This window comes from Pseudonocardia aurantiaca (genome assembly GCF_039526725.1).
GTDB classification, from domain to species: domain Bacteria; phylum Actinomycetota; class Actinomycetes; order Mycobacteriales; family Pseudonocardiaceae; genus Pseudonocardia; species Pseudonocardia aurantiaca.
On the sequence record NZ_BAAAJG010000029.1, the window covers coordinates 83,261 to 95,060 of the forward strand.

General features: G+C 73.2%; 13 protein-coding genes. 6 read left to right on the forward strand and 7 right to left on the reverse strand.

What is annotated here, in order from left to right; translation table 11 throughout:
- Positions 1 to 92: 92 nt before the first annotated feature.
- Positions 93 to 377: an MDR/zinc-dependent alcohol dehydrogenase-like family protein gene (locus ABD143_RS36140; RefSeq protein ID WP_343987675.1), complete on the reverse strand. Its 285-nt coding sequence runs from the start codon at positions 375 to 377 to the stop codon at positions 93 to 95.
- 33 nt (positions 378 to 410) lie between these two features.
- On the opposite strand from ABD143_RS36140, the gene ABD143_RS36145 reads away from it, so the two are divergent.
- The 4 genes from ABD143_RS36145 to ABD143_RS36160 all read left to right on the forward strand — a co-directional run bounded on the left by ABD143_RS36145 (position 411) and on the right by ABD143_RS36160 (position 3,287).
- Positions 411 to 593 carry a hypothetical protein gene (locus ABD143_RS36145; protein ID WP_343987678.1) on the forward strand — a complete coding sequence of 61 codons (183 nt, stop codon included), beginning with the start codon at positions 411 to 413 and terminating at the stop codon, positions 591 to 593.
- A gap of 60 nt (positions 594 to 653) precedes the next feature.
- Entirely contained in the window at positions 654 to 1,550 is an 897-nt protein-coding gene (locus tag ABD143_RS36150) for an AAA family ATPase (RefSeq protein ID WP_379659760.1), read from the forward strand.
- A gap of 91 nt (positions 1,551 to 1,641) precedes the next feature.
- Positions 1,642 to 2,922, forward strand: coding sequence for an HNH endonuclease signature motif containing protein (locus ABD143_RS36155; protein ID WP_343987682.1), 1,281 nt, complete (start codon positions 1,642 to 1,644; stop codon positions 2,920 to 2,922).
- Between the two features lie 47 nt (positions 2,923 to 2,969).
- On the forward strand, positions 2,970 to 3,287 hold the full coding sequence (locus tag ABD143_RS36160) for a transposase (RefSeq protein ID WP_343987686.1): 318 nt from the start codon (positions 2,970 to 2,972) through the stop codon (positions 3,285 to 3,287).
- A gap of 201 nt (positions 3,288 to 3,488) precedes the next feature.
- On the opposite strand, the gene ABD143_RS36165 is transcribed toward ABD143_RS36160, so the two are convergent.
- Together ABD143_RS36165 and ABD143_RS36170 are read right to left on the reverse strand one after the other, a co-directional pair.
- On the reverse strand, positions 3,489 to 4,133 hold the full coding sequence (locus tag ABD143_RS36165; RefSeq protein WP_343987689.1) for a response regulator: 645 nt from the start codon (positions 4,131 to 4,133) through the stop codon (positions 3,489 to 3,491).
- Positions 4,124 to 5,257, reverse strand: coding sequence for a sensor histidine kinase (locus tag ABD143_RS36170; RefSeq protein ID WP_343987692.1), 1,134 nt, complete (start codon positions 5,255 to 5,257; stop codon positions 4,124 to 4,126). Before ABD143_RS36170 ends, ABD143_RS36165 begins: the two co-directional genes overlap by 10 nt.
- 156 nt (positions 5,258 to 5,413) lie before the next feature.
- Here ABD143_RS36170 and ABD143_RS36175 point away from each other — a divergent pair, with 156 nt between their 5' ends.
- A complete protein-coding gene (locus ABD143_RS36175) occupies positions 5,414 to 6,544 on the forward strand; it encodes a serine hydrolase domain-containing protein (protein ID WP_343987695.1) in 1,131 nt (376 codons plus the stop codon).
- A gap of 88 nt (positions 6,545 to 6,632) precedes the next feature.
- Here the strand turns inward: ABD143_RS36175 and ABD143_RS36180 are convergent, their stop codons facing one another.
- Genes ABD143_RS36180 through ABD143_RS36195 form a run of 4 tightly spaced genes read right to left on the reverse strand, consistent with a single transcriptional unit; the run spans position 6,633 to position 10,247 of the window.
- Positions 6,633 to 6,836, reverse strand: a complete 204-nt coding sequence (locus tag ABD143_RS36180) for a hypothetical protein (RefSeq protein ID WP_343987698.1) — start codon at positions 6,834 to 6,836, stop codon at positions 6,633 to 6,635.
- Between the two features lie 5 nt (positions 6,837 to 6,841).
- A complete protein-coding gene (locus tag ABD143_RS36185) occupies positions 6,842 to 8,431 on the reverse strand; it encodes a DUF4153 domain-containing protein (protein ID WP_343987700.1) in 1,590 nt (529 codons plus the stop codon).
- A 29-nt stretch (positions 8,432 to 8,460) separates the two neighbouring features.
- Positions 8,461 to 9,528 carry a HAMP domain-containing sensor histidine kinase gene (locus tag ABD143_RS36190; RefSeq protein WP_343987703.1) on the reverse strand — a complete coding sequence of 356 codons (1,068 nt, stop codon included), beginning with the start codon at positions 9,526 to 9,528 and terminating at the stop codon, positions 8,461 to 8,463.
- The gene (locus tag ABD143_RS36195; protein WP_343987705.1) at positions 9,525 to 10,247 is read right to left on the reverse strand and encodes a response regulator transcription factor; all 723 of its coding nucleotides are present in this window, start codon (positions 10,245 to 10,247) and stop codon (positions 9,525 to 9,527) included. The genes ABD143_RS36190 and ABD143_RS36195 overlap by 4 nt, the downstream gene beginning before the upstream one ends.
- 95 nt (positions 10,248 to 10,342) lie before the next feature.
- On the opposite strand from ABD143_RS36195, the gene ABD143_RS36200 reads away from it, so the two are divergent.
- Positions 10,343 to 11,776 carry a vWA domain-containing protein gene (locus ABD143_RS36200; protein WP_343987708.1) on the forward strand — a complete coding sequence of 478 codons (1,434 nt, stop codon included), beginning with the start codon at positions 10,343 to 10,345 and terminating at the stop codon, positions 11,774 to 11,776.
- Positions 11,777 to 11,800 lie beyond the last annotated feature (24 nt).

The window sequence follows — 11,800 nt, forward strand, 5'->3', positions numbered from 1 at the left end:
AGCTCCGTCGCGCGGCCGCGAACACGGCAAAACCTCCGCGAGTCGGGGCGTGAGTGCGCGCGAGTCGGGGCGTGAGTGCGCGCGAGTTGCAGTCAGCGGATGCGGACCACTGTCATGCCCGCGGGCGTTGGGCCGTCCATCGCCGCCAGTGCCGCGCCGGCGTCGTCCAGGCCGACCACCTGTCCCACCAGCGATGTCGGGTCCAGGTCCGCCCGTCCCATCAGGTCGAACGTCGCGGGGTACTCGCCCGCCCCGACGACGTGCGAACCATGCAGCGACAGCTCCCACGCGATCACCCGGTCCATCGGCAGCGGCGGGGTGGCAGCCTCGCCTAGCAGCGACGTCACCTGCGCCCGGGCGACCCCGTTCGATGACACGTGTGGAGTACTGCCGACGGGGAACCCTCGGACATGAGCAGCGTGTCCCGGAACTGGCCCTTCACGATCCGCCGATGCACCCGGTGCACGCGGGAGGCCGTCGTCGTGGTGGCGGCGGATCGCCATCCCGGGACGGTGGCCGCGTGCGCGGAGCACCTGGAGTGGGCGTTCTTCCTCAGCGTGGACGAGTGGAGCGGGCGCCGCCGCACGGCATAGCCCGGAGCGCACGCCGAACCACCTCCCGATCCGGCGAGGTCGCGCCTGTGCCGACCGCCGATGGGGAGGCAGGATGATCGGGTGAGCGCCCCCCAGCCCCCGCTGTTCGGTTCCGTGCAGGATGTCGCCGAACGCCTGGCCGGTGTCGGTTACCTCGCGTCGACTGCCGTCGCCACCACCGTCTTCCTCGCCGACCGGCTCGGCAAGCCGCTCCTCGTCGAAGGGCCCGCAGGGGTCGGGAAGACCGAGCTGGCCAAGGCCGTCGCGGCCGCGACGGGCTCCGGGCTCGTGCGGCTGCAGTGCTACGAGGGCATCGACGAGGCCCGTGCGCTCTACGAGTGGAATCACGCCAAGCAGTTGCTGCGGATCACCGCGGGGCAGGGCCGGGAGTCCTGGGACGACACCCGCGACGACGTGTTCTCCGAGGAGTTCCTGCTGCCCCGCCCGCTGCTCACCGCGATCCGGCGGGCCGAGCCGACCGTGCTGCTCGTCGACGAGATCGACAAGGCCGACGTCGAGGTCGAGGGCCTGCTGCTGGAGGTGCTGTCGGACTACCAGGTGACCGTCCCGGAGATGGGCACGATCACCGCGGCCCGGCGGCCGTTCGCGCTCCTGACCTCCAACTCCACCCGCGAGCTGTCCGAGGCCCTGAAGCGCCGCTGCCTCTTCCTGCACCTCGACTTCCCCGACGCCGACCTCGAGCGACGGATCGTGCTGAGCCGCGTACCGGAGTTGACCGAGTCGCTGGTGGACGCCCTCGTGCGCACCGTCCGGGTGCTGCGCGGGCTGGAGCTGCGCAAGTCGCCGTCGGTCGCCGAGACGATCGACTGGGGCCGCACGCTGCTCGCGCTCGGCCTCGACACTCTGGACGACGAGGCCGTCCGCGCGACGCTCGGTGTGGTGCTCAAGCACCAGTCCGACGCGGTGAAGGCGGCGGCGGAGCTGCGGCTCAACTAGATCTGAGCCGTTCGCTATCGCATACGTTGAATGGTGGCTGACCTGCGACGACAGGAAGGTGTTCGAATATCTGTTCGAGTAGAATTGGGGCATGGACACCGGCCTGGTCGGGCGCGCGTACCGACTCCTCACCGAGGCGGCCGACGCGCTGGCCGCGGCCGCCACACCTTCGGCCACTGACGCCGAACTCCTGTCGGCGTTGACCTTGTGCGAGGGCCTGACGCGGCGGCTGGACCGGGTCGTTGTCGACGCGGTCGCCGAGCTGCAGCGGCGAGGGACGTTCGCCGAGCGGGGCTACAAGTCCACCGCCGGAGCGCTGGCCGACCTGCTGGGGTGGGAGCGGTTCGAGGCCCGCCGCCGCGTCACCGCCGCCGAACACGTGAGTCCCCGAATCGGCTTGGACGGCGCTGTCCTGCCCGCCCGGCTCGCGGCCACCGCCGACGTGTTCGCGGCCGGGCGCACCGGCCTGCGGCATGTCGAGGTGATCGCCCGCGTGCTCGCGAGCCCGTCCGCCGCCCGGCTCGCCCCCGGAGTCTGGGCCGGTGCCGAGGCGGCGTTGGCCGACAAGGCGGAGATGTACACGCCGTCGGAGCTGCAGGCCTGGGGCACCGCACTCGTCGAGGCCCTCGACGAGGACGGCGCCGATCCCGACGACCGCGACCCCGAACCGGTCAACGAGCTGCGCCTGACCCGCCATCCCCGTGGCGGCGGGAAGCTCGTGGGCCGGTTCGAGGACGCTGCGATGTTCGACGCCATCGCCGCTGTCATCGACACCAAGGCCGCCCCGCTCACCGCCGACGACGCACGCACCGCCGCGCAGCGGCAGGCCGACGCGCTCGCCGACGTGTGCGGGTTCGTCCTCGACCACGGCGACCTCCCCCAGGCCGGCGGCCGCCGCCCCCACCTGAACGTGCTCGTGCGGCTCGAGGACCTGGAACACCGCTGCCGCTCCGCGCTGCTGGACTTCGGCGGAGTACCAGCGCCCGCTGCCCTGCGAATGCTGGCCTGCGACGCCGCCGTCATCCCTGTTGTCCTCGGCGGCACCAGCCAACCCCTCGACGTCGGCCGCTCCACCCGCACCATCCCCGACGGGCTCCGCCGTGCCGTCGCCGCCCGTGGGCGCGGCTGCGAGTACCCGGGCTGCGGCCGCCCACCGTCCTGGTGCGAGGTCCACCACGTGATCCCCTGGCAGGACGGCGGCGACACCGCCCTGCACAACTGCGTGATGGTCTGCCGCGCCCACCACCGCCTGCTGCACCACTCCGACTGGATCGTCCGCCTCCGCCACGGGCTGCCGGAATTCATCCCACCAGTCTGGATCGACCCGAGACGAAAACCCCGCGCCGCACCCCGACCGCACGCCGTTGCATGATTGAGCGGCGGCGATGAACGTGTCCAGCGTCGTCCCTGCGCCGCGCGGTGGTGGATGCGATCTTGTACGTGGTGCAGACGGGGTGCGCGTGGCGGCAGCTGCCCGCGGACTTCCCGCCCTGGCAGACGGTGTACTGGTACTTCATCCGCTGGGAACAGGCGAAGGTTACCGAGAAGATCCTCCCGGTGGTCCGCGAGCAGCTGCGCCTGCAGGAGGGACGCAACCCCGGGCCCAGCGCCGGGCTGATCGACTCGCAGAGCGTCAAGGGCGCCGACACCGTCGGGCGTGAGTCCCGCGGCTACGACGCGGGGGAGAAGGTCAACGGCCGCAAGCGGTTCATCGTCACCGACACCCTCGGGCTGTGATCCCCCGCCGGTGGGCGGTCGAGCGGACCCGCGCCTGGCTCCCGCGCACCGCGCCTGGCGCGGGACTACGAACGAGACCACGCCCTGTCCGACCCGCACCTCGCGGGGAGAACTTCGACCTCCAAGCCATGATCCATGTCCTCCACTCAAGTGTGGAGCCTCCATCAGACCGGGGCGGTTCATCCTCGCCGATGGCGTGTGTCAGGAACCCAGATACCGCAGCACCGCCAGCACCCGCCTGCTGTACCCCACCGTCTCCGGGATGCCCAGCTTCCCGAAGATCGAGGCCACGTGCTTCTCCACGGCGCTGACGGACATCCGCAGCCGCTCGGCGGTGCCGGCGTTGGTCAGGCCCGCGGCCATCGCGTCGAGGACGTCACGCTCGCGCGGGGTGAGGCGGGACAGCGGGTCGGCGTGGCTGCCGCGGGCCAGCAGCTGCCGCACGACCTCGGGGTCGAACGCGGCGCCGCCCGCGCCGATCCGGTCGAGCGCGTCGAGGAATTCCCCGACCTGCGCCACGCGGTCCTTGAGCAGGTAGCCGACTCGCGCGCCCGGGCCGCCGACGAGCTGGGCGGTGTGCCGCCGCTCGACGTACTGGGAGAGCACCAGCACGCCGACGTCGGGCCAGCGGCGGCGGATCTCTAGCGCTGCGACGATGCCCTCGTCGCTGTGCGTCGGGGGCATGCGCACGTCGGCGACGACGACGTCGGGTTGGTCCTTCTCGATGGCGCCGAGCAGTGCCCGGGCGTCGCCGACCGCGGCCACCACCTCGTGTCCCTCGTCGACGAGCAGCCGGACGAGCCCCTCGCGCAGTAGTGCAGAGTCCTCCGCGATCGTCACGCGCACGGCAGCTCCGCGGTGATCGTCGTGCCGCCACCGGGCGGGCTTGTGACGGTGAGGGTGCCGTCGGCGGCCTGCACCCGCCGGGCGAGCCCGGCCAGCCCGCCGCCCGAAGGGTCGGCGCCGCCCCGCCCGTCGTCGCGGACGTTCGCCCGCAGCACACTTCCGTCCATCAGCACCTCCGCCTCCACACGCAGCGCCTCCGAGTGCTTGGCCGCGTTGGTCACCGCCTCGCAGACCACGAACCACACCACCGCCCGCAGTGCCGGCAGCGGCTCGGCCGGCAGCGCGCACGTGATCCGCACCGGCAGCGGCGCCCGCTCGGCCACGGACTCCAGCGCGGCGGCCAGGCCCTCGCTGTCCAGCGCCGCCGGGTAGACGCGCCATGACACGTCACGCAGGTCGGCGAGAGCGCGCCGGGCCTCCTCGTGGGCCTGCGCGACGAACTCCGTCGTCCGGTCCGGATGGCGCCGCGCGCGGCCCAGCAGCATCCCGAGCGCGACGAGCCGCTGCTGCACGCCGTCGTGCAGGTCGCGCTCGATGCGGCGGCGCTCGTCGTCGACGGCCGCGATGACGGCGTCGCGGGTGCGGGACAACTCGGCGACGCGCTGGGTGAGCTGTTCCTCACGGGACGGTGCGAGCAACCGGGCCAGCAGCGACCGCTCCCAACGGGCCACGGCGGCCGCGCCGGCCAGCCCGAGGTACAGCAGCACGGCCCCGGGCAGCGCGTAGTACGCGACCAGCGTGGTGCTGACGACGATGGCCGGCTCTTGTTCGAGCACCCACGGCGTCCGCGTCACCCATGACCACAGCATCGTCGCCCCGAACACCGCACCGATGCCCAGCAGCGTGAGCACGGCGGCCCCAAGCAGGCCGACCGGGAGCCGGGCGGCGAGGTACCGCAGGACACGCCGCAGGGACGGCTGCGCCACCGCCGCGTCCTGGCCGCCGAGCAACGCCGCGACCCTGGCACGTTCGACCCCGGCCAGCCGCCGGACCGCGCCGGCTACGGCGGGCCGGGCGGGAGGCAGCAGCAGGGCGGCGGCCGGCGCGACGAGCACCAGGTGCGCCAGCGCTGTCAGCCCGCCGAGGGCGAGCCCCAAGGCCGTGCGAGCCGCCCGTTCGATCACGGGCGCGACGCTACCCGCGCGGGCGCCGCACCGTAGCGGGACCTCGCTGGAACGGCGAGGGGGAGCCAGCCCGAACCGGACCCTGTGGATGTCCGCATCGAGCCGGGGCGTAGAGCCTCATGGCCCGGTGCTCCACTCGTTCGTACCGTCCGCCGAGTGAGATCGACTACCGCCGCCCTCGGGCTTGCCGTCGCTGTCGTGTTCGCCCTCGGATTCACCGTCCCGGCGTGCGCGCTCCCCGTTCCCGACCCGTTCCCCCGCGCTGATCTGCAGTCCGGCCTGAACCGGCTGGTCGACTCCGGTTCAGCGTCGGCGGCGTTGCTGCGCATCCAGCAGGGCAACGACGAATGGGCAGCCCAGGCCGGCGCGAACCAGCTGTCCTCCGACGTCCCACCGAGTCCCTCTAGCCGGTTCCGGATCGGCAGCGTGACGAAGACGTTCGTGGCCACCGTGGTCCTACAGTTGGTCGACGAGGGCAGGCTCGCGCTGGACGACCCGATCGACCGCCACCTACCCGGGGTCGTACCGAACGGAAGGGCCATCACGGTCCGCCAGATCCTCAACCACACAAGCGGGATCTACGACTACGCGCACGAGCGCGACTGGTCCACCAACCGCTGGCGCGGCGACGCCAGATTCCGAACCTACCGCCCCCAGGAACTCCTCGACGTGGCGTTCGCCCAGCCCCCCTACTTCCCCCCAGGCCAGGGATGGCACTACTCGAACACCAACTACATCGTGGCGGCGCTGCTCATCGAACGGCTCACCGGACGGCCGTACGGCGTCGAGATCACAGAGCGGATCCTGCGGCCGCTGCGGCTGAACCAGACCAGCGTGCCCGGCACGGATCCGTCCGTTCCAGAACCACACGCCCACGGCTACACCGAGGTCGAGGGTGAAGGTTGGGCCGACGCCACGGAGATGAACCCGTCGCTGGACTGGGCCGCGGGCGAGATGATCTCCACGACCACAGACTTGAACCGTTTCCTCCACGCGTTGCTCGGCGGGGAGCTGCTCGGCCCGGCCACGCTCGGTGCGATGCGGGAGACAGTCGAGACGGGTGCCGGGTTCCGCTACGGGCTCGGCCTGCAAGAGTTCGACCTGCCGTGCGGCACCACGATCGTGGGCCACAGCGGGCAGCTCCTCGGGTACCTCACCTACGTGACGGCCGCACCCGACGGCCGTCAGGTCACGCTGTCCTACAACCCCTACCGCGAGCAGGCGTCCACCGCGGACTCGGTGCTCGGCCTCCTCGCCACCGCTCAGTGCGGGCCGCCGTCGCCCTAACTCGACCTGAGCGTGTTCGGGAAGATCAACTCACGGGTGTGAGGGTGCGCCGTTGCTGACGGACGGCGGGGCCGCCTCGGGCGAGTCGTCAGGTCATGGTGTTGATCGCGACCCAGCGGATCATGGCCTCGGACAGGGCGGGGTCTCGTTCGTAGTCCCGCGCCAGGCGCGGTGCGCGGTGAGCCAGGCGCGGTGAGCAGCAGCCCGCGGCACGGGCGACGTGGTGGAAGCGGCCCGCGACCGCGGGATCCCCGTCGACCCGTCTGGCCCGACGGCGCAGCACGGTCGGCATAGCACTCAGCAACCCGTCTGCGCGCCCGCGAGCGTCGCCGCCGCTCCGGCCCGGGCCGCGTTCGCGCTGCGCCAGTCGTCGTCCTCCCACACGATGCGGTGCGCGATCGAGTTGAGCGCGCACGACCGCACCGGCTCCGGCAGCCGGCCGAGCGCCGGCACGGCGTCGGCCGAGAGCCGGGCGTGGTAACCGGCGTCGAACTCCCCGGTCGTCGTGTACCGGTCCACGTTGCGTTCGGCGACGAACCGCTCCGGGTCGAGCACGGCGAGCGCGAGCAGCGCGACCGCGCCCGCCACCACCATCCCGCGGGTCGGGCCGCCCGCCCGCAGCCGCAGCACCGACCACAGCACGATCACGAACCCGACGCCGAGCCACAGCTCGCAGGTCAGCACGAGCAGCCGCAGCACCGTGAAGCCGTAGGCCTGCTGGTAGAGCCACATCCGGCTGAGCGCGGAGGCGACGATCACCAGTGTGAGCACGGCGAGCGTCCCGAGCAGCACCCGCTTCGTCGTGCGGGCGGCCGGGGAGTTCTCGGGGGCCCACCGGGAAGCTGCGACGATCACGCACAACGCGAGCGCCGTGACCGCGAGGAGCTGCCAGAACCCGCTGCGCGCGTACTCGGCGTAGGTGAGGCCGGTGGTGCGCACGACGTGGTCGTCGGAGCCGAAGAGTGTGGCGAGCTGCACCGCGACGAACAGTGCGAACAGCCCCGCGAGCAGCCCGACCGGCAGCGCCCACTCCAGGCCGCGCAGCCGCGACGGCGGCTTCCCGGCGTCCGGCGGCGCCGGTGGGGCCATCAGCAGCAGCGCGCCGCCCACGGCGCTCGCGGCGCCGAGCACGAACAGCCCGACCGAGCGCGCGGTCGACGGGCCGTCGAGGGTCGGCACGAGGGCGTCGAGGACGGTGGCGAACGCCGCGTCGGCCTCCGCGAGGAGCGAGCCGAAGACCGTCAGCAGCAGCACGCCCACGACGGCCGCCACGGCGATACGCAGCCCCTTCTGCGTGTCGCCGTGCCGCAGGCCGCGCGCCACCCACGGCACCCCCCGCAGGGCCGCGACCGGCATGGCCGCCCCCGCCATCAGCACATTCCGGAAGGACCGCCCCGCCACCGCGAGCGAACCCGCGCCGCATGCCGCCACCAGGCACAGCGTCACGAACCACCCGGCGTCGCGCACCGCGCTGACGCCGGCGAGCGCGACGGCCACGAGCAGCCAGCCGAGGTCGGTGGCTGCGGCCCGCCGCGAGCGCGGCCTGCGCCACCCGACGGCCACCGCGGCGGCGGCGAGCACGAGCGCGGTGACGAACCAGCCGATGCCGGGCCGCCCGGCCGGAACCGCGACGGCTGCGGTGAGGCCGGCGGCGACCGCGCCGACCAGCACGGCCCGCGACGGCGGGTGCGCGGGGGCGGGCCACCGCGCACCGAAGATCGGCGGCGGTGCGACCGACACCGGGGCGGGCGGGGTGGTGGGCCACTGCGGCTGGCCAGGCGGGAGGGCGGTCGGCACCGCTGTCGTCCGTTCCGCTGTCGTCCGTTCCGCGTCCTGCCGAGCGTCCGCGGGCCCGGCTTCCTCGGGGGTCGTCGGCTCGTCGCTCACTGCGTCCGATGGTGAGCTCGCAAGCTCGCTCACGACTGCCCCGGTACGGTCACGCGGATGCGGCAGCCCGGCATCTCGCCGGCGCCCGCCTCCGGCTCGACCACCTCGATCCGGCCGTGGTGCAGGTCGACCGCCCACCGGGCGATCGCGAGCCCCAGTCCGGTGCCCCCGCCGACGGCCCGCTCGCCGTGGGTGAAGCGGTGGAACACCCGGTCGCGGTCCTCCGCCGCGATGCCGGGCCCCTCGTCCCGCACTTCGAGCACGAGCTCCCCTCCTTCTCTGCGTGCCGTCACGTGCACGTCGGTGCCCGGTGGGCCGTGCCGTGCGGCGTTGTCGAGCAGGTTGACCACGACCTGGTGCAGACGCTTGAGATCGGCCCGCACGGTCAGGCCCGGTGGTTGCACGTCGGTCAGGAACCGCACGGTCCGGCCCGCGACGCCCGCGGCGACCTCGGTCTCGGCCACCGCCTGCGCGAGCATCGGCGAGAGCGCGAAGTCCTCCGGCTCGAGCGCGATCGCGCCCGCGTCGATCCGCGAGAGGTCGAGCAGTTCGGCGACGAGCCCGCCGAGCCGTTCGGTCTGCGCCAGCGCGGTGCGCAGCGTGGCGGGGTCGGGCTCGGCCACTCCGTCGACGACGTTCTCCAGCACGGCCTGCAAGGCGGCGATCGGCGTGCGCAGCTCGTGGGACACGTTGGCGATGAGCTCGCGCCGCTGCTGGTCCGCGGCCGCCAGGTCGGCGGCCATCTGGTTGAACGCCACCGCCAGCTCGCCGACCTCGTCGCGGGAGGTGGCGCGGACCCGCTGCGTGTAGTCGCCGTGCGCCATCGCCCTGGCCGCGGCGATCATCTCTCGCAGCGGCCGGGTCATCCCGTGCGCGAGCACCTGCGCGGTGACCAGGACGATCGCGAGCGCCGCCACAGCGGTCATCGTCGGCGGCACCCAGTGGTAGACGTTCCACAGGTACAGCAGCCCGGCGCCGCCGGAGGCGAGCAGCAGGACCGTGATCTTCAGTTTGATCCAGGGGATCGGGTCGAGCGGCCGGGGCAGCAGGTCGGCGACCGTCGCCAGCCGTTGCGGGACTGTGGCCTGCTGTGTCATCTCGGCACCTCCAACGCGTAGCCGACGCCGTGCACCGTGCGGATCAGGTCGGCCCCGAGCTTGCGGCGGATGGCCTTCACGTGGCTGTCGACGGTGCGGGTGCCGCCGGCGGCGGCCCAGCCCCACACCTGCGCCAGCAGCGCCTCCCGGGGCAGCACGGTGCGCGGCTGCCCGGCCAGGTGCACGAGGAGGTCGAACTCGATCGGGGTCAGATGCGCCGGTTCGCCCCGGCACCAGACCCGGTGCTGCGCGAGGTCGATCTCGAGCTCGCCCAGCACGATCCGCTGCTGGGCCTGTTCCTGCGCCTCGGCGGCACGGGCGACCCGCCGGAACAGGACGTGCACGCGCGCGGCCAGCTCCCGGATCGAGAACGGCTTGGTCAGGTAGTCGTCGGCGCCGACGGCCAGCCCCACCAGCAGGTCGGTCTCGGCGTCACGCGCGGTGAGCATGAGCACCGGCACCGACCGCGCGGCCTGGATGCGGCGGCACACCTCGAGCCCGTCGAATCCGGGCAGCATGACGTCCAGAACGACGAGGTCCGGCTCGTCTGCCAGGAAGCTCGCCATCGCGGACGGCCCGTCGCGAGCGACGTCGACGGCGAATCCCTCCGCGCGTAGCCGGGCCGCCACCGAAGCGGCGATGGTCGGCTCGTCGTCCACCACGAGCACCCGCCGCTGTCCTGGGGCGCTGGGTCCCGGGGTGCTCGGTCTCTCCTCCATGACGCCGACCCTATTGACTGACGGTGGAGGGTTTCGGCGGACGATGTGAAGATCGTGTGGAGGCAATGCGTTCGTCCATCCCGCATGATGGCGGGATGGAGGCGCCGCTGCGGGCCGGGTCGGAGCACGGGCTCCCCGGACATCTGGTCGACTTCGTCGGCGCGCTCCGCCGGCACGGCGTCGCGGTCGGCCCCGGCGAGACGATCGATGCGGCCCAGGTGCTCGGCGCGCTCGAGCTGCTCCACCGCGAGCACGTCCGGGAAGGGCTGGCCGCGGCGCTGCTTCGGCGGTCCGGGCAACGGTCGGCCTTCGATGCACTCTTCGACCTCTACTTCCCGGCGGCACTCGGCGCGGGCACGGGCGAGGTCGAGGTTCCGCGCGTCGACGACGCAGCCGACGGCCCGGTGGACGTCGACGCGCTGCGCGACGTGCTCGCCGACCTGCTGCGCGACGGCGACACCGCGGCGCTCGCCGAGCTGGCCCGCGCGGCCGTCGACGCGCTGGGCAGCTCCGGCGCGGCCGGGACGGGCATCCGGGGCGCGGGCGCGCAACCGAGCTGGTCGGCCTACCAGGCGCTGCGGGTGCTCTCGCCCGAGACGCTGCTCGCCAGGATCCTCGACGACCTGCGGGCCGCCGAGCCGGACGACAGCGCGTTCGTCGACGAGGTGCGGCGCCGGGAGATCCGCGACCGGATCGCCGCGTTCCGCAAGATGATCACCGACGAGGTGCGGCGGCGAACGGCGGAGCAGCGCGGGAGGGAGCAGGTAGCGCGCACGGCCGTGCCGAAGCAGGCCGAGCAGGTCGAGTTCCTCTCCGCCCACGCCGAGCAGCTCGCGCAGCTGCGCCGCACCGTCCAGCCCCTCGCGCGGCGGCTGGCGTCCCGGCTGGCGGTGCGCCGCCGGCACGCCAAGCGCGGCACCCTCGACATGCGCCGCACACTGCGCCGCTCCATGTCCACCGGTGGGGTGCCGATGCGCCCGGCGTACCGCACGCGCCGTCCCGGCCGCCCGGAGCTCGTGGTGCTGTGCGACGTCTCCGGCTCGGTGGCCGGGTTCAGCCACTTCACGCTGCTCCTGGTGCAGGCGCTGCGGGAGCAGTTCAGCAAGGTCAGGGTGTTCGCGTTCGTGGAACGCGCCGACGAGGTGACCCACCTGTTCGACCCGGGGGCCGAGCTGTCGGGGGTGATGCAGCGCGTGCTGCGGGAGGCGGACCTCGTGGCGTTCGACGGGCACAGCGACTACGGAGGCTCGTTCGGAAGCTTCGCCGAGGGGTGGAGTGAGGCCGTCGGCCCGAAGACGTCGCTGCTCGTGCTCGGTGACGCGCGCACCAACTACCGCGACCCGAACCTGCGGGTGCTGAAGCGGCTGGTGGGGCAGGCCCGGCACGCGCACTGGCTCAACCCGGAGCCGCGCCGGCAGTGGGGGAGCGGCGACTCCGCTGCCCTCCGCTATGCGGATGTGCTGCCGATGCACGAGTGCCGCACGGTTGCGCAGCTCGCCGACGTGGTGGAGGCCCTGCTCCCCGTGTGACTGCTCCCCGTGTGACTGTTCTCG